The following is a 24,595-nucleotide window of genomic DNA, read 5'->3' as shown; positions in this document are numbered from 1 at the left end:
GTTACACAGTCATGTTTTATGATATTATGCTGAGATTTAATTTTGATTTAGAAAGATTTATTTATGAAGTTTAAAAAAGTATACATAATTGCTGGTTCTACTGCGAGTGGCAAGTCTGCTTATGCTGAAAATTTTATAAAAGAAAAAAAAGCAATAATTAATTCTGATAGCAAGCAATTCTATAATATAATTCCTACTTTATCCGATATTCCAAAGAATCTCGAAGATCATTATATGTATGGATCTTACGATTATTCTGAGCAGATTAATGTAATGAAGTGGATTAGAGATCTTAAAAATCTTTTGGGAAACTTAGATAAGCAGCCGGTAATAGTAGGAGGGACTGGGTTGTATTTAAAAATACTTACAGAAGGGATTATACCAATACCTGAAATAGAAAATGATCCATTGTTGAGCTCAATGTCTAATGAAGATCTGTATGCGAAATGTATTTCTTTAGATGATAGTTTCAAATTCTTTATTGGTGATAGGTTCAGAATGATAAGATATCTTAACATAATGATCTCTACTGGTAAGAGTATTTCATGGTGGCATAAACAGAAAAGAACTAAATTAATTGATGATGTAGAATTTTACAAAATCATGATTTCATCTGATAAAGAAAAAACATTACAGAAAGCGAAAAAGAGAATAGAATTTATGTTTCCAAGGGCAATTGAAGAAGTTATAGAAGCACAAAGATTACAAGAAAATATGCCGCATCACATAGAGTCTATCATAGGTTTTAGGGAGATAAGGTCTTACTTAAATAAAGAAATAGGACTTGATGAAGTGAAAGATAGAATGCTTGTCAGGACAATGCAGTATGCAAAAAGACAAAGAACTTGGTTCAGGTGGCAAATGACATTTGATGAAGTTATATGAAATTTTATAAAGCTGTTTAGTTTATAAGTCACTTTGTAAGTAATTTTATTTTTTATGCTTGAAGTTTTTCTTAAAAACAATTAGATAACTGTTCAAGTTTAATTGTTAGTGCTTCAAGAGCAAGGAGAATAAATAAAGTTTAATTAGTGTTATGTAGTGGATTTAAAATTATATAAGGGTGGTTGAATTTTACAATAATTAGTATCAGTAAATATAAGCTAGGGCAGTCTTTATGAGATACAGGGAAGTTTGTTAACAGTTCATATGATTCAAGGATATACTTTTGCGTAGTTTGCTGCCAATGCTGCGTAATTTTGTACGTATTTCTTTCCTTCAAACTTTATATCCAAAAGATCTAATTCATTTAATAAATCTTCAATTGTAATTTTTGCTTCATCTGTGCTTGCTTTTGGCATGCTCTCTGATTTTATGTCGCTAGAAGAATATGTTTTTTGTTCTAAGCTTGTGGTCATTTCTTTTCCATCGCTTGCATCTTCTGAGTCATTTCTAGAATGAAGCATGAAATATATATCCAGAATTTTATTAGTTGTTTCTAATTTCACATTTGCTTCTTTAAGTGATTTATAAGATTTTAAAATTGCTTCATTTTCCGCTTTTAAGCTTAATTTGACCAAAGGTTTAGATTTTGGAGATTCTTCTGTAGAGCTGCTTGAGGGTTCATTAGAGTTTTGAAACATATTTAATAATGTATTGTTTTTATATGTTGATGTTCTCTTGTTGGATCTTGAATCTTCATTTTTTTCTGATTGTTTAGAGTTAATCATGTTCCAGAATTTTTCTTCCCAATCTTTGAAAAGATCCAATGTGTATTCATCTTTCTTTTCTTTAGATTCCAACCCTTTTAGAAAAATTTGCGCTGTCCATTTATGTGTATACATTTCTGAAAGTTTTGCGGAGTAGTCTAGTAAGTTAAGCTCGATCTTTGAGCTCAATTCTTTCTTAAGGTCTATAATGCTTTCAAGATCCATTTCACTATTAAATTCAAGCTTATCTTTAAGTGTTGGAAGCTTCTCAAGACTTTTTCTAAAAGTAAGAAAGTTAGCTTTAAGAATTGCATAGGTCTTTCTGTGTTCAGAGGTATTTATTTGTATCTCAAGGTTTTTAATAACCTGTTTAGTGCTTTCAATATATTCTATATTTTCAAGATCTACTTTGTATCTTTCATCTAAAAGTTTAAGTTCTGAGCCAATATTCTTGTTTTTTTCGATATTTTCTTTAAATGCTTCTAAACTTTCTGTAAAGTAATTTCTAAGAAACTTATTCAATCTTTCTTGAACAGAAGTATTCATTTTCTCTAATGTAAGTAAAGTTTGCTTTTCATTTGCTTCCTTGGCACAAACGGATAGAGAGGTCATGTGTCTTTGAATAGAAAGATCCATATTTCTGAATATTGTTGTCAAATCTTTGTGGTCTGAGTCCCTAAAATCCCTGTTTTTTCTTATATGAAGCTTGTATGCTTCTAAGTATTTATATATAAGATATCGTTTTTTCATATCAGATCTTTCATGTGGTTCTGATTCTTGGTACTTTCTCAATAATTCATCTGCAGCTAAATCTGACACGTCCTCAGGCTCACTTGAGCTGCTTTCGAATTGCTTCCTTTTTTCTCCATCTTTAAGCGCAAACCTAGAATCTACTTTTACTTCATCTATTAGAAATCTTAATGTTTTGCAAACATTTTCTTCATTTAATCCTGAATCTGTTGTTTCTCTTTTTAATCCTAGGAAGCTAGATTTGCAAGCCTCTTTGCTATATTTGCTAAATCCAATTCTGGAAGACATCTTAGTGTATATTCTTTGATCGTATTCTGACATTTGTGCAAATTCTACAACTCTTCCACATTGAGCTGCTGTTGAAAGTGATTTGCAGAATCTATCAGTATCATCTCCACATTTTATATTCTGGATATTTGTGAAAACTAACCCAAACATTAAATGCTTGGCGATATTGTAAATGCTATTCAAACTTACTCTCTTGGTCATTGATCTCCTTCTGCTGTGGTTCCGAAAAACCCCTTCAACACCAATGATATCATCTTTTCTGAGATGTCCAAATCTTTTACTTGGTGACTATAGGCTTCCCATATTTTACTAACCCTATCATGTACAGTTCTGATTTCTACAAGAGCTTTGCCTTGTAAGCCATTTCCTTCTTCAGGTCTTATAGCTCCCATACCATATCCAGGATATAAATCTGCTGGAGGGTGTAGAATATCTATGACGTTGTTATTTACATATGGTCCATCAGCAGCCCAAACTATCGGCTTTGTTATGATTGAGTCAAACCACGTATCCAAAGTTATTAGTTTGTTGCTAGATATCAGATTAGCTTCTGACGCATCTTTTCCTAGATTGTAAGGATTTATTAGAAGTCCCCCAAATTTAGCAAAATGCTTTGTGTATAGGTCTTGGAACTTATCCTTGTCTGTTTCATTTAGAGATCTATACATATCCGAAAATGGCATTCTAGACATGACTGCAATCATGCTTTTAGGCCCTATTTCTTTTGATTCTCTAGGAAGTGCTAAAAATAGATCGCTTACATAAAGTGAAAATAAGGCAAAGAGATTATCGGCTGGATTGTTAGATTGTTTAAATATGTCTTCAGATACTGTCAATGGCTGAGCAATAAATTCTTGTATTTTTTTACTTGACTCTATAGAAAATCCTGTTTTATTAATAATTGATTTGATTTTATCTTTTATTGGTGCACTAGAATCTATATCTTGCTCAGATAGTAATGCTGATTGCTTCAGTAGATCTTCCCTTGGATCAGTTTCAGTGCTTAGACTTTCTAGCGCTTTTCTAGCTTCAGTGATTTCTGCACCCTTTTCATCGTATTTATCAAAATTATTCTTTTTCATGAAACTTTCTTGTTCTTTTTCCAAAGATTTTATATCTTCGTTAAGTTTCTTAATCTTTTCATCCAAAGATAGTTCGTCCTTTTTAGTAAATAAGGTTTTAAAAGCATTTGCTCTGTTTACGAATGCTGCTGCCCCTGTATCATCTAGTGTTTTTAATTCGCTATTTGCAACTGCGAATGGATTGACTACAAGGGGATTTAAATTCATAAGCTTTAATCTATCACTAATATTTTCTAAATCCTCTGTTTTGACTACTTGTTCTCTGATTCTTTGTTCAATGTTTTGAGACAGATCTTTGTTTAGTATCCCTAAAAATTGTTCCATTGGAAATGAAAGTGACATTTGTAGATTTGCTTCTGTGTTTAGGGAGCCTTTTGTAGGCTCTTGATACAGAACATTGGCTTTGGTTTTAAACTTTGATTCTCCTGATTCACTTGAATCTTTGAGTGTTCTTTCTATTAATTCTTTTTCTGCCTCAGTAAAACTACCTGATTCAAGAGCTTTTTGTGATACTGCTTGAAATGTTTCTGGATTAATTTCAAAAGTTTTTGTGTTTTTGTCTAAACTTTTTCCATGATCTGTTACTATCTCTGTCAGTGCTTTGAAGAAATTTGTAAAAAATTTACCTAACGCAGAAGACTGTAATTCATTTAACCCTCCTACTGTAAGCAACTCTAGATCATAGCTTGGGGCACCACCTGTAACTGATGCAAACCTGCCATCTGCTGTATCTATTTCTAATCTAAAGATTTTTCCATCAAAAATAACTTTAGATTCATTTGCTTCTAAAAGTTTTTTTGCTTTGAATTCACTGCTTTCTAATTCTATTCCAGCAGCTCTGCCTGATATAGAACTGGCGCTTGTTTCAGAACTAGGATCTCTTGTAGATTGCTGCAGCCCAGGCATTTCAGATCCTATTCCAGAGCAATTAATAGGATTTGTTAGATTTGCGCAAAGACACAATAATAAGAAATTAATAGATTTCATAGAGTGATATTATAACTCAAATGTATATTAATGAAAAATAAATATTGATAAATTAGTTCATAATAAGATTAAATTAAATATAAATTGATTTAAAATAAAACTGAAATGTAATTATATTTTAATTTAAATTTCTACTTTTTTATGTACGTGTTATGTAAAATTAATTGTAAAACACTTCCTAGGGGAATCGAACCCCTGTTTCTGCCATGAGAGGGCAGTGTCCTAACCGCTAGACGAAGGAAGCATGAGATTGATTATATGCGCTTTTTTAATTTATTCTAGGTATTTTGGTGGTCTTGAGCTAAGTATTACAGATTTTTTACACTTATATTAATTTTACGCTTGATAGAAGTTAAGCTATTAAGTTAATTTGGATAGCTTATACTATGAGGAGATTTTTTGCAGAGCATATTATTTAAAGTGCTTATAAAAATTCAAAAAACTACCTAACTTGGAGATTTTTAATTATACTTATATTTGATGAAACTTAATCATGTGTCTTTTATTATGGATGGAAACCGAAGATGGGAAAGAGCATCTATATCTGAGAAAAAAGCTTCTGGACATGAAATGGGTCTCCTAAACATGATGGAAATAATAAAGTACTGCTCAGGGAAAATAGATGAAATAAGCTTTTTTACTTTTTCTTCTGATAATTGGAATAGATCAATAAAAGAAATATACAAGATTATGAAGCTTGCAAGTAAGTACTCATCTCTTTTGATAGAAGAGTGTGCATCTATGAATATCAGGTGTAAATTTATAGGAGATTTGAAAAATTTACCAGATTTCGTTTATGAAGAAGTGATTGATATAGAAAGAAAGACGAAAAACAATACAGGAATGAAGTTGTATATAGCTATTAATTATTCTGGTAGAAAGGCTATATTGGAGGCTTGTAAGAGCTCTTTCTATAAACATATTAAATCTGGAAAGAGTTCTATTGATATGACAGAATCTTGTTTTTCTTCAGAAGTTAGTCCATTTTCAAATGATCCAGATATATGCATAAGAACAGGTGGAGGAAAAAGAATAAGTGACTTTTTGTTATGGAACTTCTCTTATACTGAGTTTTTCTTCGAAGAAAAGTTATGGCCAGATTTTGGGATAAAAGATTTTGAGAAAATAATTTCTAAGTGTAGCAGTATAAGAAAAAACTTAGGATCCTAAGATTCAGCACAATTTCTGATTACTCATATTAATTGTACTTGTTTAGTTCAGATTACATTAGTTTAGCTTTGGTTTATGTTATTTTCACAATTCAAATAACATATAATATAAAATCTAGGTTAGTATTTTTTTCTTAATTCAATGATTGTTTATATAGTGCTTCATTACATTAATATGTCGGATTTCTGTCTAGAGCTTTATGTATTATGGGTTATTATGGTTGGTAAGATGTTAAGCCTCTAATCAATTGATCTTGTAAGAATGAATTACAGATGTGATAATTCTTGCGAAAGTAGGTCAGTATGTCATTAGAAACAAATAAAAAGAAAAATCTTTTTTCTATAAATATGAATTCTAACTTTTTTTCTAGGGTTTTTACTTCTGTTTTTTATTCAGCATTTTGGATTTCTTTAAACAGAGTTGCATTTTATTATAAAGATATAAAAAATATACAAACTAAGTGTCTAGATCTTTTTGGAGAGATTCCACCCGAAACATGGAAGGTGATTTTATTCAAATATAATGTAGTAGTACTTACTCCTTTGATTGTTTTTCTTATTCTTCTTTTTGTCTTAAACGCTGAGCATTTGGTGCAAGTTTTTAAATCTAAGGTCTCTGTGACTCAGAAAATATGTATTTCTTTATATTTGTTTGTATATAGCTCCCTTGGATCATTTTTTGTAGCAAACTCTTATTTCATTCATGTGTTTTTGGCCTCATTAAGTGATACATTTGGATATATATTTGGAAAGATATTTAAAGGACCTAAACTTACAAAAATAAGTCCGTCTAAAACTATATCAGGATTGATAGGAACTATGTTTGGTGCTTGGGTCTTTTTCTTGCTGGTTGATTTGAAATCTTTCAATAAATTGATTTACGTTGAGAGTTATTTCAGAAAGATTAATGAATTTTCCCCTTGTGCAAAAATTGCTTTATCATGTCTTGTAGGTTTAGTAGGGCAAGCAGGTGATATTTCTGTTTCATTTATAAAGAGGAAATTAAGTATAAAAGATTTCTCAAATATATTTCCAGGACACGGTGGATTATGGGATAGAATGGATAGCGTGTTTGCAATAGCTATTGTTATGAGTATTTTAAGGTGTTTTACTTAATATTTTCATAATCTAAGCATTTGTTTATATTCTATGCTTCTTGTTTTGCTATGTATTCATATTAGAGATTTTGTACATCCATTCTGATATATGATTTTGCTTATTAGAATTTCTATATGTTATTAACTACATATCTTTGTGTAAAGTTACTTTTTTGAACCCAAGCTCTGAAGAAAGCATTTTTTCAAATCTCCTTGATATAATTATTCCAGAATTGTAATGTAGCATTAAAAATTTTATTACTTCCTTTGCTAAATTCTCATCCAAAAACTCCAAACATTCATCAAGAATTATCATGTGCTTAGTTTGTATTGTAGATTTGCTTGAGCTTGGCTCATGATTAGCGTTATTATGGTAAGCCTGTATATTAGGTTTTCTCTGAACTTTAGTGTTCTCTTTATTTTGCATGTTTGGTTTTTGTATATTTTGTAATGCTTTTGGTTTATATAAATTATTTGTATTAAATATAGATGAAACTATGCTTAGGAAATTTTCCTCTCCTGTGCTATATTTCTTTTTATCTAAAAAGCTACTGTTATCCAATAAACTACTAAAATGCAGGTTTATGATTTCGCTTTGTTTTAATAATTTTTTTTCTGAGTCAAAAAGCTTAAGCTTACCTTCTTTTATAATAAAGTTAGATGACCATAAATATTTATTTTCATTATTTAGCTTTATTTTGCCTTGATCGTTACCTTTATCTTTTGATATATTTTTTTCTATTCCACTTGTTTCTATATCTGCTATGATTTCTCCACTTGTAGGCAAAAGCTGACCAGAGATTATTTCACATAATGTTGTTTTGCCTGATCCATTTGATCCTGATACTACTATCCAGGAATTATTTGGAATTTCCAAATTAAAATCCTTTAAAATTAATGTCTTTTCTTTTTCTATGCTGACTCTATTTAGGTATATAGATTTAATTACAAGTTCTTCTTTTTTCTTGCTAAGTGAGTTCTCGGCAAGATTAAAGCTCCTCATAAGCTGAAAAGCAAACCTTCCTTGATTTGCAAGTCTGATACAAGTTTCTATTAAGAACACTCCAGAAGTTGAATATGCTATGATTTCTTTAGTGGTTGATGTACTGCTTATGAATTTAATCCATAAAAGCAAAAATACATAAGGCTCTATATTAAGTATAATTGATTTATATCTTATATATTTATTTTTTAGTATGTAGATTTTATTTTCTTTAGACATTTTCTTTTTGATTTCTGAGTCAAAAAGCTTGGTATTTCCTTCAAAATTACGCTTGTATTCCATGGCAGATAAAGAGCTGTATGAAACATCATCTGAAGCCTTGTAAGCTGAAGATAAAACAGAAGACCATGTTTTTACAGTTTTTAAAAATGCAGCATAATAAATAAATAATCCTAAAAACAAAATGTAAGCTGAATTTGTTTTATACATTAATTTTACTTGCACTATTAGAGATATAATTGTTACAAAAGCTGATGTGTACACATTAATAACACTGTAAATATTGCTCGATATTCTTTCTTGTTTTCCTAGTTGATCTTTTGTGCTTTTGTTGGAGCTCCTGTTTAGAAATGATTCTAAGGAATATGTTTTTGAATCCATAATAATTGAGTTAAGTATTGGGTATAAGATTATATTTTTTATGTGACCAATTGATATATTCTGGTAACTTCTGATTACTAATAAAAAGATAACTTCTTTATTTTGATTTTGAAGTAAATCTTTAATGAGTTTGACAAATAATCCACTTAAAATCCCATTTGCGAATAGTGCTAAAAACAAGAATAAAGATCTTAGCCAGAATTTTCTAATATTTTCTAATGATATTTTTAAGAATATCCTGTGATTTGTAAATGATGTTTCTTTTAGATTGCTTTTTTCTTTCGTGTTTTTCTTACCTTCTCTTAAACTATTTTGAAATAAGCGCATACAGTAATAGTCTCATTTAAGGTCTAATATTTGAAGGTTTATTAGGCTGTGTTTGATGAATTTCTTGTGTTTTGAGTCAAACTCACTTAGTATCTCTTTAATGGACATAAAAAAAATATATTCTTCCTTTTGGACCCTTTCGGGATCTATGCTTGAATATTACGATTACATGCTTTTTACTTACATGATTCCTGTTATTTCTGCAAATTTGTTTGGTGGGCACTTTGGAGATAGTGCTGAGTTTGGTTACGCGTTAATGCTTATAGCTGCTTTATTTAGACCTTTGGGCGCAATGGCAATGGGTTACATTGGAGATGTTTTTGGTAGAAAAAAAGCACTCTTTTTATCAATTGTGTTGATTTCGTTTGCTTCTATGGGAATAGGGCTCCTTCCATCTTATCAATACATAGGATTCTCTACTGTAATTTTACTTTTGATTTTTAGAGTTTTACAGGCTATGAGTGCTGGTGGAGACTTAAATGGTTCTGCTATTTTCTTAATTGAACATTTTGGAGAAAAAAGAGCAGGGTTAGCCAGTGGTGTTTCTTGGGCATTTGTTGTTTTTGGAATGGCATTGGCATCTTTAGCTAATTATGTGATTTCTAAACCTATTTTTCAGCCAAATGGATGGAGATGGGCATTTATTATAGGTGGAAGCATTGGATTTGTAGGAATGCTTGCTAGAGCAATGATTATAGAAGGAGAAGGTTTTAAGAAAACAGCAAAACAAAATTATTCTCCTAGAAGTTGGTATCCATATTTGTCTGTCATAGGAATAGGCGCTGGTATTGGTGGTATGTATTACTATTCCATGGTGTATTGTTTTAACTTTTTGAAACAGTCTTATGGAAATCAAATTCTATACTATCAAACATTGTTTTTTGTATTTTATGCTGCCGTAGTTGTTGTGTCAGGAATACTAACTGATTACTTTGATATCAAAAAAGTTATGTTTTTCTCAGTGCTAGCTTTGCTTATATTAGCATTTCCTTGTTTACTGCTAATTTCATACGGTTATATAATTTTAAGTCAAATGATTACAGTATGTTTATTAGGAATATTTGTAGGACCATCTCATAATTTAACTTTTCAGCTATTTCCTCCAAAATATAGATATAGATATATATCTTTGTGTTACGGAATTGGAACATCAATAGTTGGATCTGCAACTCCTTATTTGTGTACAAAATTTTCACAACTTAACTATTTTGCCCCATCTCTATGGATGTCTTTTTGTGCTTTCCTAGGAATGCTGGGTGTTTATTTTGCTAAGAAAAGCCCAACAATCGATTACGAAGATTAATAGCTTACTTTATTCTTTTATATAATGCTTGTTTGTCTAATAAATAAACTTATAAAGCTTTAAAGTTTATCTGAAATTCTCTCTATTACTAAGATGTATTTCGATTATCATTGTATTAATAATCATTTTAACAGGGTATTTATAGTGCGCTCGCAAAAATATAATTACTTAACTCAAATGAATAGCTAGTATATTTCTCTACTTCGGAAGTTCATTAGATGAGTTAGCGAAAGATACTATAGAAATTTCTGATGGTTTTTTATCAGCAGATCTATTATATATACAAAGCTTTTCTCCCTTTACGAAAAACCTATCGTCTGTATTTATTTTTATAATCACATGACTATCTTCTTGTGTTTTTTCATATTCCCTTTTTAATCCAAGAACTCTTGTTTCTAGAGCTTCTTCTAGCATGCTCTGAGTTGATATTACTGCGTTTTCTATCCACTGCATTGTTTCAGAGAAATTCATTGAATAATCTTTTACTAAAACAAACAGTGCGTTTCCTGTTTCTTTGGGCAAGTCTATAAAGAAGATTCCATCCTTGTTTATGAACTGCTTCAATGAATATGGCTCTTTAATTGAATCCAAAATACTATTTATAAACTTAAACAATGGCTTGAAGCTTTTGAAGATATTTTTATGATTATACTTAGGGATATCTTGTAGTAATATAGTCTTATCCAATCCAGATATATGGGCAAGTAAATTTATCAAAGAGGTGAATAATGTATAAGGGTGTGCATAGTTAGAATTTAAAATATGATCTAAAGGTATTATTCCCTGCATGAAAATAGAGTGCATTACTTCTGCATTGTTATCAGAGTTTAGTTTTAGGTTATTTTGCATGTAATAAGTTTTCTTCCTTAATACTTTGATTAGTTCCTGTATCTTTGATGTAGTATTTTTTGTTTTAGATATATTTATACAAGGTGGGTCAAACTCTGCGATTTGTATTCCAGATATACCATTTTTTATTTTCATTATTTGGATCCCAATATGCTTATTAGGAATTTCTCCTATTGCTAACTGATATTTTGGTTTCAATTTTAAAATACAAGCAGGATGATCTTCATTGTTTTGATCTAAAACATCTTTTTCAGTTACTGATTCATATCCTTGAGATACAGTCTGAGAATCATAAGTGTTCCTTGATTCAGGTTTTACTAAGAAAATGTCTAGATCATTACTTGTTTTGAAATCTTCCTCTTCTAATTTTATATGTAGAGTTTCTTGATCATGAATAGGATAGAATATTATTGACCTATCAGGCATTATTGCCTCAATTGTATTTATAGATATTATTCCTTCAGTTATTTTCGAGCTATCTACCTCCATATCTATTAACCCCCAATGATAAGGAGATGTTTTAGATATTAAATACCCCATCATCTTTTCATTTGTGAGATCTGATTGCTGAAAGTGATGAGGAGATAGTGGCATTCCCTCGTACCATTGCACTTTGTATGGTGTGAACTTGAACTTAGATACTATCATTTTTTATCCTCTCTATTGATTCTGGATCTCTCTTTACTTGTTCATCGCTTTTTTGAGATTCAGAAAACTCTATAATTGATTTTTCTCCCATTTTTATATCTATACTTTTATAATCTAATGGTATTGAGAAGCTATTTTTTTCGGAGCTGTTTTTATAATTCATGAAAACTAGTAATCCCGAACTTTTACAAGAAGTTCCTTTCAATAAGAATTGATCTGTCCAGTTCCCTGAAATTGGTTCAAAAGACCATAGTTTTATTTCATTTATGTTTGTTTGTAAAATACTTTTCCTTTGAGAGAAATAGTCTATAGATTTCATTTCTTTTAGTTTATCGAACAAAGCATTGTCAGACACTTGAAGTATGTCTACGACTATAGCAGTGCCTGAATTCATTTCGCTATTACAAAAAAATCTTACTGCTTGTAGTGAATTTTCTGCGTAGTTGTATTTTTCACATCCAGATAATAAAAACAAAACAATGAAAGCTGTAGATACTTTATAAGCTTTACTTGAAGAATGCATAATAGTTTTATACATTGATGAGAAGATCTTTTTGCAAATTGCATAACTTCTAATTAGGCTAGTTTGTTTGTTGTTTTTCTCATTTATACATTTGTTACAGTTCTTTACGTTCATTGAATAGTCTCTGCAATGCTTGCTAAAATCTTCATTTCTTTCTTTATTGCATTTGCTGTAGAAATTGCTTCTTTTATTGTATGCGTGCCTTTGACTTTTACTACATAAGCTCCATCTTTATCTTTTGAAACTATAGGAGATAATATTCCAAATTTAGTAGAGAAATCTTTTGCATCAATTTCATTAGCAAATTTTCCTAGCCTTACTTCATATTTTTGTTTTTTATTGTTTTGACTTGTTTGTATCTCGCTTTCTAAGTTTTGATCTTTATAGGAACTCATCTCTGTTTTTTTAAAAAGTAAAGATGCATAGTACTGACCTAAAGCAAAGCTAGATATTGCAAGCACAGAAACGAAAATCAGTGCATTAGAAAGTTTTACGCCTTTTTTTGTGCATTTATTTGAATCTATTTTGTTTCCTATATTGTTTTTTATTGTTTCTATTAGTTCTTTGTTCATGATTGCCTTTTCTGTGAGTTTTATACAGATAAAAAGGTTTAAAAAAGGTAAATAAAACGATAGGTTCTTTTATTTTTATTTACTTTTTCCTGTTTTTTAGTGATTTCCAATCTAGTTCATTGAGGGTATATGCATTTAATTTTTTGATCTGTATGCAATGCTTTGGATTGAAGTTTAAGAATTTATGTTATAGGATAATTAGGCTAGTTGGAGGAGTGTAGCTCAATTGGTAGAGTATCGGTCTCCAAAACCGACGGTTATGGGTTCGAGTCCCTTCACTCCTGCGGAAAGGTTTTTGTGAAATTTTCTTCTATTTATGACTTTTTTTCTAAGATAAAATCAGAATCAAAACATTTTACTTTTCCAAAAATTTCTGAAGTTATTTTTAATTTCTTTTATGTAGTGATTTTTGCATCATTAATTGCTGTGATTTTCTATTCTATAGATTCAGGTTTTTCAAAGATAGTACGTTGGATATTAGGTGTCTATGTTTAATTTTGTTATAAAATTTGCATTCGATCCTGGTGAAACTCATCTTTCAAAACTATATAAATTTTTAGAAACAAAATTGAAAGAATTAAAAGTCGAGGATTTTTTGTTGGAAATTCAAGAAAAGGAAGTGATGGTAAAAAATACTACCAAAACTAATTTTTCTAAAATTTTTGCATCTGCTTTGAAAAAATTTCCTGGAATATATTATACATATGAAGACGAAGTTGCTCTTAAGTGGTACGCTGTTAATGTTCCCTCTGGTAGAGAGAATACTTTTTCTATAAAAATAAGAAATATCGTTAATGGAGATGATAACTTCGGAGAAGTTTTTCTTCCTATGGTAAAAGAAACAGCTTGGGATAAACTTGGAAATGAGAAGGTTTTGGACAAGGTTATGTATCCTGGATACATCTTTGTAGAAACTATGCACATTGGTAGGTTAAAAAATATATTGCAGAGTTTAGACTCTAAAATAAAGCCATCTATATTGCAAGAAACTCTAAGTAATGACGATATAGAAAAGATTAAAAACAGAAAAGAAGAAGATTGCTTTTTGTCTAAAAAGCATTCATATTCTATTGGAGACCCTGTGATTATATCTGCAGCTAAATTTAATGGTCTTAATGGTATTGTGGAAGAAATTCATGAAGATGAGCCTGGTGAAGAACTGAAAATTGCAATAAGCATGTTTGGAAGATGTATTTATGCTAGAGTCGGGTTCTCTGATGTGAAAAAGATTGAAAGGTAATTAGAAAAGTTATGTCTGCAAATAAAAGAATTAACAAATCTAAATTTGGAGTTGTTATAAATATTAATTTGCCAACAGGGGGTAAAGTTACTCCTGGTAATGTTGGAGCTGTTTTAAGTCAACATAAAGTTAAAAACATGAAGGCTATAGTGGACAAGATTAATGAAATTGGAAAAAAGATTTCCAATGCAGAAAAAGTTCCATTTAGAATTTATTTGAATGGAGATAAGTTCGAAGTGCAGTCTTTAGGGCCTAGCGTTACTGACCTTATTAAGCAAGAAATAAATCTAAGCAAGGGGTCTGATAAGCCTGGAAGAGGTGACTTTGTTGCTGAAATCACTGAAGCGCAGCTAGAAGAAGTTGCTAAGAAGAAAATGCAATACGTCAGTTTTCATAGCATAGATTCAGCAAAAAAAATTATAGCTGGGTCTGCTAGGTCTGCAGGAATTAAAGTAATTTACAATTAAAAGGTTAATTACAGCTAATCTTAAATGCTGTACTTATTTAATAAAATGAGGAGTTTATGGGTAAAAATATTAATAATGCTGGTTCTAAGTTAAAAAAAATACTTGAGGATAAAAAAGTTGAATCTGTTTCTTTGAAAGAAGCTTTAGATTTAATTAAAGATTTAAAGTTTGCGAAGTTTGAAGAGTCTGTAGATGTTTCTTTTAACTTGAAGAAAGATCCTAAGAAGGCAAACCAACCATTTAAGGTTGCAATTCCTGCACCTAAAGGTACAGGGAAAAAGAAAACAATTGCTGTTTTTGGATCAGATTCTGAAATTGAAAATATAAAGGATTCTGGGGCAGACTATTTAGGAAATGATCAGTTAGTAGAAGATTTTAAATCTGGTAAGATTGACTGTGATATTTGTTTATCTTCTGTTGAAGGAATGAAATACGCTAAGAAATTAAGCAGAATCTTAGGACCTAAAGGAAAGATGCCTAATGTAAAGCTAGGAACAATTTCGCAAGATTTGGATTCTTTAGTAAAATCTGCAATCAAAGGTATAATATTCACTGGAGCTGATGCTCAAGGAAATCTACATGCTGGAATAGGTAAAATTAGTTTAGGAACAGATTCTTTAGTGGAGAATTTTACTGCTTTATGTGAAAAGGTTTTGGAAAGTTTGCCAAAAGGTATGGATAGTTTAAACTCTATCTTTGTTAAAACTACAATGAGTCCATCAGTTGAAATTGATAAAAACTCTCTAAAAGGAATTGTGTAATGAATACTTCTATTAAGAAAAAGCTGATTGATGATATTAAAAAGATAAAGCTTGAGAACGATTTTTTGATTCTTACTGAACAAAGCTGTGTTTCTATATCTGATTTAGATGAAATTAAGCATGAGCTAGGAGATGGAGTTGAGATAAAATTTGTAAAAAACTCTTTGGCTAAAATTGCAATAGAAAATGAGGAGTTTTCTTCTTTTATGAAGAAATCTAATTTCTTAGTATATGGAAAGTCAGATCCGATAGAATCTATGTGCAAGGTGATTAAAGCATCTAAGAGCAGTGATTCTGTGAATGTAAAGGCAGCTTTGATTCAAGGTGATGTTTTCGATAAAGCTGGGATAAGTGCTATTTCTAAATACAAAACAAAGAATGCATTGCAGGCTACTTTAGTAGGTGCAATTTCTTCTTCTTGTTCCGGAATGGTGCGTTGTATGTCAAGTTTACAGTCTTCTATAGTTAGAATCTTGTCAGAAAAGATTAAAAAAGGCTGATTTTTTGTTTTTTTCTTGCTTTTGCTATAGAAAAAAAGTTAATTTTTTGTTACTTTTGTGTTAGATAAAATAATTTGGAGGATTTTTGTGAACAAAAAAGACATTTTAAATTCTTTCTCAGGATTAGATTCTGAAGAAAAGAAAGGTACTATTCTTGAGATTTTAAACTCTCTTACATTGAAAGAAAGTGCAGACATTGTAACAGAGCTTAAAGAAGCTTGGGGCGTTAGTGATGCTCCTGTAGCTCAAGTACAAGCTCAGGCTGCAGATTCAGAAAATTCTGGAGAAGCTAAAGAGGAAAAGAAAGACTTTGAACTAAAGTTGAATGAATTTCCTGCTGACAAGAAAGCTAAAGTGATTAAAGCAATTAAGTCCATTAATGCAAGCCTTGGTCTTGGAGAAATTATGGGATTAGTTAAGGATCTTCCAGCTTCTTTAGGTACCTTCCCTAAGGATGATGCTAACAAGCACAAAGCTGCTCTAGAAGCAGAAGGCGCTAAGGTTTCCTTAGTCTAATTTTTTTATAGATATTTTTTATAAAAATCTATTCTTATTTTCTTAATTCATTAGAGGAGCTAAATAAAAATACATGAGCAATGGCAATAATTTTCTTCGTAAATCTTTCGCTAACATAAGTGAACGTGATCTGAAAGTACCAGATCTTATACAATTGCAGAAAGAATCTTATGATAAGTTTTTGCAACTTAATGTTCTTCCTGAAAGAAGAAAAAACAAAGGATTGCAATCCGTTTTTAGTGAGTTTTTTCCTATATTTAATTCTTCAAAAACTTTGAAGCTAGAATTTGTCCAATATGGAATATCAGATTCTATTTACACTGAAGAAGAAGCAAAAATAAAAGGATTGACTTATGGTGGTGTTATAAGTATTTTCCTTAGATTGGCTATTTTTGATCCTGAATCAGATGGATTAAAAGTAAAAGATTTAAGAGAACAAAGTGTTTGTATTGGTGAAATGCCTTTTATGACAAAATCTGGAACATTTGTAATCAATGGATCAGAAAGAGTTGTAGTTTCTCAGGTTCATAGATCTCCAGGAGTTTTCTTGGACATAGACAATAAAACTGGAAGGTCAATACACTCTGTTAGAATTATACCTTACAGAGGTTCTTGGATAGATATAGAGTTCGATCACAATGATATAATAAACGTTAGAATAGATAAAAATAAAAAAATACCTCTTTCTGTATTTTTAATGTCTTTATCAGGAGGCGATACAGGCTCTGATTCTACAGGAATGTCAGTTTCTGATATAATTTATGAATTCTATAATGTTTCTAAGTTTGTGAAGCATGAAAATGGAGTTGAAGCTTTCTTAAATGCATCTATTTATCAAGGACTTAAGCTTTCTTTTGATCTTATAGATTTTGATACTAAAGAAGTTATTGTTCCTGCTGGATCAAAAATAACAAAAATGAAGCTGAAAGCATTAGAGAATGTGAAATCATATTGGTTTAATAAAGAATCTCTTCCAGATATTTATTTTGCACATGATATGAAATGTGAAGAAGGTTCTATAAAGGCATCTGACTCCTTAGTTTCTTTTTATGATTACAATTTTGCAGAGTTTGAAGGTGTATTAGTAGATCATTTTTCTCAAACATCTTTTTTGATAGACAGTATTATTGCTCATCCATGTTCTAGCAGAGATGAAGCTATGGTTGTGATATACAACACAATAAGACCTGGTGAAAGACCTAGAATGGATGTTGTATACTCTTTGTACAGATCTTTATTTTCAGATCCTAACTATTACACTCTTTCTGAAGTAGGGCGTGTAAAACTTAATAGCAGGCTAGGGCTAGATATAGATATAAATAAGCTTACCTTAACAAAAGTAGATATATTGAAGTCTATTAAAATGTTGATAGAGCTTAAAAATGGCAAAGGATCTGTAGATGATATAGATAGTCTTGAAAATAGAAGAGTAAGATCTGTAGGAGAATTAGTAGAAAATCAATGCAGAATAGCTCTGGGTAGATTTGCAAAATCAATTAAAGATAGATTTGGTTCTGTAGATATGGAAACAGCTATGCCTTCTGATTTTGTTTTGAACTCTAAATCATTTACTGGAGTAATAAAGGAATTTTTCTGTACATCTCCACTTTCTCAATTTATGGATCAAACTAACCCACTTTCAGAAATAAGCCATAAAAGAAGATTGTCCTCATTTGGACCAGGTGGTTTTTCTAAAGAAAAAGCTTGGCTTGAAGTTAGAGATTTGCACCCTACACATTACGGAAGAATTTGTGCTGTAGAAACACCTGAAGGGCCTAATCTTGGTTTGATTAGCTCTCTAACTATATTTAGTAAAGTAAATGAATATGGATTTATTTCAACTCCTTATTATCCAGTTAAAAATGGAATTATACAGAAAAATATAGAATACTTATCTTCAATTGATGATAAAAAACATATTATAGCTCATGCAGATAGATCTATCCTTAAAGAAGATGGAACTTTTAAATCTAACCTCGTTAGCTGTAGAAAGAACAATGAATATGTTGTTGTTTCTCCTGAAGAAATAGATTACATAGATGTTTCTCCAAAGCAGATTATATCTGTAGCTTCTTCATTGATTCCGTTTATAGAACATAACGATGCTGGAAGAGCTTTGATGGGTGCAAACATGCAAAGACAGGCTGTTCCTCTTATAAGGCCGGATACTCCTTTGGTAGGAACAGGTATTGAGGGTATAGTAGTAAGAGATTCTGGAGCTGGTATGGTTTCTGTTAAGCCTGGAACAGTTATGAAAGTTGATGCTTCATCTATATTTGTTAAAGCTGATGATGGAGATGTTAATACTTATAATCTTAGAAAATTTGAAAGAACAAATGATTCTACTTGTATTAACCAAACTTGTTTAGTTGATGTTGGTGATAGTGTAGAAAAAGGTCAAATTATGGCTGATGGTCCTTCTATGAGAAATGGTGAGCTTTCTTTGGGTAAGAACGTAAAAGTTGCTTTTCTTTCTTGGAGAGGTGGTAACTATGAAGATGCTGTTCTTATATCCTCAAAGCTTGCTAATGACTTTTCTTCATTCCATATAGAGAAATATGAAATATCTGCAAAAGAGATTAAGCAAGGATTAGAGCAAGTTACAAGAGATGTGCCTAAAATTAGTGATGAATTTTTAAGACATTTAGATGAAAGTGGTATCGTAAATATTGGAGCTAAGGTTTCACATGGAGATGTTCTTGTAGGTAGGATAACTCCAAAAGCAGAGGGTAACTTCAACGCAACAGAAAGATTGCTGAAAGCTCTTTTTGGAGATAAAGCTTCTGATGTTATAGATAGCTCCCTAAAAGTACCGCCTGGAGTCTCTGGAACAGTTGTTGATGTAAGAATATTCACCAGAAAAGGTGTAGATAAAAATGAAAGAGCAACTTTCATAGAAGAAGAAAGTATACAGAAAATACTAGAAGAGAAGAGTGAGCAAATTAATATAATTGGTAGCTCTTATGTTAGTAAGTTGTCTGATTATAGTAATGTAAAAATTTCTGCTTCCAAAGCTTTGAAAGCAAAGTGTAAGAAGAAAGAAATAGAAATAGATTCTAAGAACTTAGTATTAGGTGATATTCTTAAACACATTTTGAACAAAGAAGTTTCTTTACTTGATTTGGCTTCTACTAATGTTCCTGAAATAGAAAATATTTTGCAAGAATATGAAAATAAAATTAAATTTATAGATAAAAAAGCAGATAAAGAGATAAAGAAAATAAAAGAAGGTGATGACCTTCCTGCTGGAGTAAGAGTTTCTGTTCAAGTATTTATTGCTGTGAAAAGAAAACTTCAACCTGGTGATAAGATTTGTGGAAGACACGGTAACAAAGGTGTTGTTTCTAGAGTTATGAACTTAGAAGATATGCCTTTCACAAAAGATGGTGAGCCTGTTGAGCTTCTGTTTAGTTCTCTTGGTATTTCATCTAGAATGAACTTAGGTCAGATTTTTGAGACTCACTTAGGTTGGGCAGCTTTGAATTTGGGTAAAAAGATAAACAAAATGTTAAGTGGATATAATGAAGGAAAACTATCTATATCTGACTTGAGAAATTTTGTTGATAAAGTTTACAACAAAGAGCAAGAATCTAAAATTGTTAAATCAAAAAATGATGAAGAGTTTATGGATTTCGCTAGAAATCTAAGAAAAGGTGTTCCATTTTCTTCTCCTGCATTTGATGGAGCAAAAGATGTAGATATTTCTAATATGTTGAAATTGGCAGATTGTGATCCTTCAGGTAAAGAAGTTTTGTATGATGGATATACAGGTCTTCCTTTCCAGAGAAAAATTACTGTAGGAGTAATGCATATAATGCAATTGCATCACTTTGTAGACTCAAAGATACATGCTAGATCAGTAGGGCCTTACAGCCTTATTACTCAACAACCTTTAGGTGGAAAATCTAATTTCGGTGGTCAGAGATTTGGTGAAATGGAGGTATGGGCACTGCAAGGTTATGGTGCTGCATATATAGCTAGAGAATGTTTGACATCCAAATCTGATGATTTAACAACCAGAATAAGAGTGTTCCAAGACATAAGTCATGGAAAAGAAGTATTTGATTCTCCAGGAATTCCAGAGTCATTTAGAGTGCTTCTTTACCAATTGAGATCACTTTGTTTAAACGTAGAGTGTTTAGAAAAGCAAGGAGAATCTTTGCTTTCACAAAGAATACAAGATATAGAAGGTGTAGATGCTCTTAGAATATCTTTAGCTTCAGAAAGAGATATTCTAGGTTGGTCTAGTGGTGAAATTCTAGAACCTGAAACAATTCACTATAGAACTTTGAAACCTCATAAAGATGGACTTTTCTCTGAAAGAGTTTTTGGTCCTGTTACTGATTACGAATGTAAATGTGGAAAATACAAAGGAACAAAATTCCAAGGATTGACATGTCCTTCTTGTGGAGTATTAGTTACTTCTTCTTCTGTGAGAAGAAAGAGAATGGGTCACGTAAAATTAGCGGCTCCTGTTGCTCATATATGGTTTACAAAAGCACTTCCTAGCAGAATGTCTATAGTTCTTGATATATCAGTTAAAGATATGGAAAGTATACTGAGATTTGATAGTTATATTATAATAGAGCCAGCAAGTTCGATTTATTCTTACAAGCAAATACTCTCTGAATCAGAATACCATAGAGCTTCTGAAGAAACTGGAGATGAAAACTTCTTTGCAGAAACAGGACCTCAAGCACTTGAGCTTCTATTAAAGAATATAGATATAGAAAATGAAATATCTTTGATAACAGAGAAGTTGAATAATTGTGTAAAAGAAGATGAAAGAAAGAAACTGATTAGAAAATTGAAAATCTTCTCAGGTTTCCAAAAGTCTAACACTAGACCAGAGTATATGATTACTAGAGTATTGCCTGTGTTGCCTCCAGATTTGAGACCTCTTGTCTTATTAGATGGTGGTAGATTCGCTTCTTCAGATATTAACGATCTATACAGAAGAATCATAAATAGAAACAAAAGATTGCAAAGATTGATTGCCCTAATGTCTCCTAAAATTATGATTAAAAATGAAATGCGAATGTTACAGGAATCTTTTGATGCTTTGTTAGATAATAGTAGAAAAAGCAGGCCTATCCTTGGAGCAAATGGTAATAGAGTTCTTAAATCTTTGACTGATGTACTAAAAGGTAAAGATGGTATATTTAGACAAAACCTTCTTGGTAAGAGAGTAGACTATTCTGGAAGATCTGTTATTGTTGTCGGACCTGATTTGAAATTAGATCAATGCGGTCTTCCTAAAGAGATGGCACTTGAGCTTTTCAAGCCTTTTGTTCTTGCTAGATTGGTATACATAGGTTTCGCTTCTACTGTAAGAGATGCAACTCCAATGGTAGATCATAAAAGACCTGAGGTATGGGATGTCTTAGAAGAAGTTATTAAAGGACATCCTGTTCTTCTGAATAGAGCGCCAACCTTGCATAGATTAGGAATTCAGGCTTTTAACCCTATTTTGGTAGAAGGTAAAGCAATCAAGTTACATCCATTAGTATGTTCAGCATTTAACGCTGATTTTGATGGTGATCAAATGGCTATACATATTCCTTTGTCAATAGAAGCTCAATTAGAAGCTAAGGTTCTTATGATGTCTACAAAATGTCTGCTTAACCCTTCTAGTGGTAAAATTATAGTCAAGCCATCTAAAGACATGGTTTTGGGTATATACTGTTTGACTTTGATGAACGAAAAAGAAGATAAGTCATTATTAATATCTAATATATCTGAAGCAGAGCATGCTCTGGAAAGAGGTATAATAACTTATAACTCTCCTTTTACTACTGTTGTTGATAATAATGGAGAAAAAGAAAAGGCTGTAACTACTTTAGGAAGAATGAAGTTTTATGAAATAATGCCTAAGAATGAAAAAATTAAATTCTCTATGATTAATAAAGTTTTCAAATCTTCTGATATATCTGATTTAGTGCAACAAATTTATTTGATCTTCGATAATAAGACTAATGTGAAGTTTTTGGATAACTTGATGAGATTAGGTTTCTTGCATGCTACCTTATCAGGGTCATCATTTGGTAAAGATGACTTAATTATTCCACCTGAAAAAAACAAACTTGTTTCTGACACTAAGAAGTTGGTAGAAGATTACAAGACACAGTATATGGAAGGTATTATAACTGAAGGAGAAAGATACAACAAAGTAATTAGTGCTTGGTCATTATTCTCAGATAAAATTGCTAAACTTGTGAATAAGCATATGTCCAAACCTGATTTACATGGTGTACTAAACTCCGTTTACATGATGATGGATTCTGGTGCTAGAGGATCCAGCACACAGATCAGGCAGCTTACTGGAGGTAGAGGGTTACTTTCTCGTTCTGATGGAAGTATTCAGGAAATACCTATTACAAATAGCTTGAAAGAAGGAGCAACATCTGCTGAATATGTAAGAGCTGCTCAAGGATCTAGAAAAGGTCTTTCTGATATTGCTCTTAAAACAGCTGATGCAGGTTACCTGACAAGGAGACTAGTAGATGTTTCTCAGGATTGTATTATAAAGGGAACAGATTGTGGTACCGAAGAAGGCATTAAAGTCGAATGCTTTGTAAAGGGTGAAAAAGTTTCTACATATATAAGAGAAAAAATATTTGGAAGAACTCTTGCAAGAGATATAATTTTGGAAGATGGATCTATTCTTGCTAATAGAAATGATATTGTGGACGATAAAATCATGGAAAGCATAAAAGATAGAATGGTAGAATCAATTGAGATTAGATCACCTGTGTTGTGTGCAAACCTAAATAGTACAATATGTCCAAAATGTTATGGTTATGACCTAGCAGAACTTACATTAGTTCAGGCTGGTGAAGCTTCTGGTGTTGTTGCTGCTCAATCTATTGGAGAGCCAGGAACTCAGCTTACTATGAGAACATTCCACCAAGGTGGTGCTGTTCAAAGCCTTTCTGAAGAGACTTTAATAGATTCTGAAGAAGATTCTGAAGTTTTCTTTGAAAATGTTAAGTTCTATGACAAGAAAGATTACAAGATTGTTTCTAACAGAAATGGTTATGTGAAGCTTAAAGGTAAAAAAGGTGTAACATCTCATAAAATATCTTATGGAGCAAAGGTTTTTGTGAATGAAAACGATAAAATCAAGAAAGGAACCAGAGTCGCAGAATGGAACCCATATGCTACTCCATTCCTTTCTTCAATAAGGGCTTATGTTAAATACAATGATTTGGTAGAAGGAGTTTCTCTTAAAACAATTTTCGATGAATCAACAGGAGCTGAGACCTACTTAGTATCTGATCTTTCTAAGATGAGCAAAAGAAGTGCAATGTCTCCTTCTATAATTTTTGTAGATGAAAAAGGAAGCCCTGTTCTAAAGTCTGATGGAAACGTTTTTGAGCATAAATTGGCTGTCAATGACTTTATCCAAGTTAAGGATGGAGATTTTGTCGAACCTGGTGATGTAATATCAAGCAGAAGTCAAGAAGTATTGAAAGCTCAAGACATTGTAGGTGGTTTGCCTAGAATTGCAGAACTTTTCGAAGCAAGGCAACCTAAAGTAACTGCTATATTGAGCGAATTAGATGGACAAGTAAGGTTTGGTAAGGATTATAGGTCTAAAAAGAGAATTATAGTAAAATCTAAGGAAGGTCTGGAGAGTGAATACATAGTTCCTAAAGATAGAAATACTATAGTTCATGAAGGTGATTTTGTTTCAAAGGGAGAAATCTTGGTAGACGGACAAGTTCACCATCAGGACACTTTAAAAATCTTAGGGCTGAAAAGTATGGTTACTAACTATATAGAAGACGTCCAACAGGTTTATAGAGCTCAAGGTATAGAAATCAATGACAAGCATATAGAAGTTATTCTAAGAAGAATGATAAGCCATGCTGAAGTAGAAGATGCTGGGGATAGTACATTCTTGAAAGGTGAGTATGTTTCTATAAGAATTTTGAATTCTGTAAATAACATTCTTATAGATCAAGGAAAAGAGCTAGTCAAATTCAGAAGAGTCTTGCAAGGTATTACTAAAATATCTATCTCTGAATCTAGCTCATTCTTTGCAGCAGCTTCATTCCAGGATACTGCTAGAGTTTTGACTGATGCAGCTCTTCATAACTCAATAGATTTCTTGAGAGGTATGAAAGAAAGTATGATAACAGGTAAGTTGCTTCCTGCAGGTACTGGATCTGTTTCTAGGAACTTAGAAGATTCATGGAAAAATGACATGGAAAATAGCATTCTAAGTGATATGATAGCTTAGATTCTGAAAAGTCCATTTT

The 24,595-nt window shown here is 31.4% G+C and carries 17 protein-coding genes and 2 tRNA genes; 12 read left to right on the top strand and 7 right to left on the bottom strand.

All coding sequences use genetic code 11. The features are described 5' to 3' along the window. Positions 1-63: 63 nt before the first annotated feature. Positions 64-885: a tRNA (adenosine(37)-N6)-dimethylallyltransferase gene (locus FZC36_RS02305; RefSeq protein WP_148972367.1), complete on the top strand. Its 822-nt coding sequence runs from the start codon at positions 64-66 to the stop codon at positions 883-885. Between the two features lie 269 nt (positions 886-1,154). Here the strand turns inward: FZC36_RS02305 and FZC36_RS02300 are convergent, their stop codons facing one another. The 3 genes from FZC36_RS02300 to FZC36_RS02290 form a co-directional block, all read right to left on the bottom strand. After that, positions 1,155-2,888, bottom strand: a complete 1,734-nt coding sequence (locus FZC36_RS02300) for a hypothetical protein (RefSeq protein WP_148972366.1) — start codon at positions 2,886-2,888, stop codon at positions 1,155-1,157. Beyond that, a complete protein-coding gene (locus FZC36_RS02295; protein WP_148972365.1) occupies positions 2,885-4,756 on the bottom strand; it encodes a hypothetical protein in 1,872 nt (623 codons plus the stop codon). The genes FZC36_RS02300 and FZC36_RS02295 overlap by 4 nt, the downstream gene beginning before the upstream one ends. A 172-nt stretch (positions 4,757-4,928) precedes the next feature. Next, a tRNA-Glu gene (locus FZC36_RS02290) sits at positions 4,929-5,000 on the bottom strand. A gap of 236 nt (positions 5,001-5,236) precedes the next feature. On the opposite strand from FZC36_RS02290, the gene uppS reads away from it, so the two are divergent. Then, entirely contained in the window at positions 5,237-5,926 is a 690-nt protein-coding gene (gene uppS, locus FZC36_RS02285) for a polyprenyl diphosphate synthase (protein WP_281284200.1), read from the top strand. A 302-nt stretch (positions 5,927-6,228) separates the two neighbouring features. After that, the gene (locus FZC36_RS02280; protein WP_148972363.1) at positions 6,229-7,041 is read left to right on the top strand and encodes a phosphatidate cytidylyltransferase; all 813 of its coding nucleotides are present in this window, start codon (positions 6,229-6,231) and stop codon (positions 7,039-7,041) included. 126 nt (positions 7,042-7,167) lie between these two features. On the opposite strand, the gene FZC36_RS02275 is transcribed toward FZC36_RS02280, so the two are convergent. Next, positions 7,168-8,952 (bottom strand): ATP-binding cassette domain-containing protein, encoded by a 1,785-nt coding sequence (locus FZC36_RS02275; protein ID WP_148972362.1) that lies wholly within the window; start codon positions 8,950-8,952, stop codon positions 7,168-7,170. 100 nt (positions 8,953-9,052) lie between these two features. Between FZC36_RS02275 and FZC36_RS02270 the strand changes: the two genes are divergently transcribed. Beyond that, the gene (locus FZC36_RS02270; protein ID WP_187440097.1) at positions 9,053-10,255 is read left to right on the top strand and encodes an MFS transporter; all 1,203 of its coding nucleotides are present in this window, start codon (positions 9,053-9,055) and stop codon (positions 10,253-10,255) included. Positions 10,256-10,453: 198 nt separating this feature from the next. Here the strand turns inward: FZC36_RS02270 and tssK are convergent, their stop codons facing one another. Genes tssK through FZC36_RS02255 form a run of 3 tightly spaced genes read right to left on the bottom strand, consistent with a single transcriptional unit; the run spans position 10,454 to position 12,847 of the window. Then, positions 10,454-11,752 carry a type VI secretion system baseplate subunit TssK gene (tssK, locus tag FZC36_RS02265; RefSeq protein WP_148972360.1) on the bottom strand — a complete coding sequence of 433 codons (1,299 nt, stop codon included), beginning with the start codon at positions 11,750-11,752 and terminating at the stop codon, positions 10,454-10,456. After that, on the bottom strand, positions 11,739-12,389 hold the full coding sequence (locus tag FZC36_RS02260) for a hypothetical protein (protein WP_148972359.1): 651 nt from the start codon (positions 12,387-12,389) through the stop codon (positions 11,739-11,741). Before FZC36_RS02260 ends, tssK begins: the two co-directional genes overlap by 14 nt. Then, positions 12,386-12,847: a hypothetical protein gene (locus FZC36_RS02255; protein ID WP_148972358.1), complete on the bottom strand. Its 462-nt coding sequence runs from the start codon at positions 12,845-12,847 to the stop codon at positions 12,386-12,388. Before FZC36_RS02255 ends, FZC36_RS02260 begins: the two co-directional genes overlap by 4 nt. Positions 12,848-13,058: 211 nt before the next feature. On the opposite strand from FZC36_RS02255, the gene FZC36_RS02250 reads away from it, so the two are divergent. From FZC36_RS02250 to rpoC, 8 genes are all read left to right on the top strand, one after another. Beyond that, positions 13,059-13,131 (top strand) — tRNA-Trp (locus tag FZC36_RS02250). 13 nt (positions 13,132-13,144) lie between these two features. Beyond that, entirely contained in the window at positions 13,145-13,342 is a 198-nt protein-coding gene (gene secE, locus FZC36_RS02245; RefSeq protein ID WP_148972357.1) for a preprotein translocase subunit SecE, read from the top strand. After that, on the top strand, positions 13,335-14,087 hold the full coding sequence (gene nusG / locus FZC36_RS02240) for a transcription termination/antitermination protein NusG (protein WP_148972356.1): 753 nt from the start codon (positions 13,335-13,337) through the stop codon (positions 14,085-14,087). Before secE ends, nusG begins: the two co-directional genes overlap by 8 nt. Before the next feature lie 11 nt (positions 14,088-14,098). After that, a complete protein-coding gene (locus tag FZC36_RS02235; protein WP_148972355.1) occupies positions 14,099-14,554 on the top strand; it encodes an uL11 family ribosomal protein in 456 nt (151 codons plus the stop codon). 56 nt (positions 14,555-14,610) lie between these two features. Continuing rightward, a complete protein-coding gene (locus tag FZC36_RS02230; RefSeq protein ID WP_148972354.1) occupies positions 14,611-15,315 on the top strand; it encodes a 50S ribosomal protein L1 in 705 nt (234 codons plus the stop codon). Further along, positions 15,315-15,815: a 50S ribosomal protein L10 gene (gene rplJ / locus FZC36_RS02225; protein WP_148972353.1), complete on the top strand. Its 501-nt coding sequence runs from the start codon at positions 15,315-15,317 to the stop codon at positions 15,813-15,815. Before FZC36_RS02230 ends, rplJ begins: the two co-directional genes overlap by 1 nt. A gap of 87 nt (positions 15,816-15,902) precedes the next feature. Next, positions 15,903-16,331 carry a ribosomal protein L7/L12 gene (locus tag FZC36_RS02220; RefSeq protein WP_187440096.1) on the top strand — a complete coding sequence of 143 codons (429 nt, stop codon included), beginning with the start codon at positions 15,903-15,905 and terminating at the stop codon, positions 16,329-16,331. 73 nt (positions 16,332-16,404) lie between these two features. Continuing rightward, positions 16,405-24,576, top strand: coding sequence for a DNA-directed RNA polymerase subunit beta' (gene rpoC / locus FZC36_RS02215; RefSeq protein ID WP_148972351.1), 8,172 nt, complete (start codon positions 16,405-16,407; stop codon positions 24,574-24,576). Positions 24,577-24,595 lie beyond the last annotated feature (19 nt).

The organism is Candidatus Nesciobacter abundans (assembly GCF_008189525.1).
In the GTDB taxonomy this organism is placed as follows: Bacteria; Pseudomonadota; Alphaproteobacteria; order CAJXXZ01; family 1604HC; genus Nesciobacter; species Nesciobacter abundans.
The sequence above is the reverse complement of the archived record's forward strand: the minus strand, read 5'-3'. Positions and strand labels throughout refer to the sequence as shown.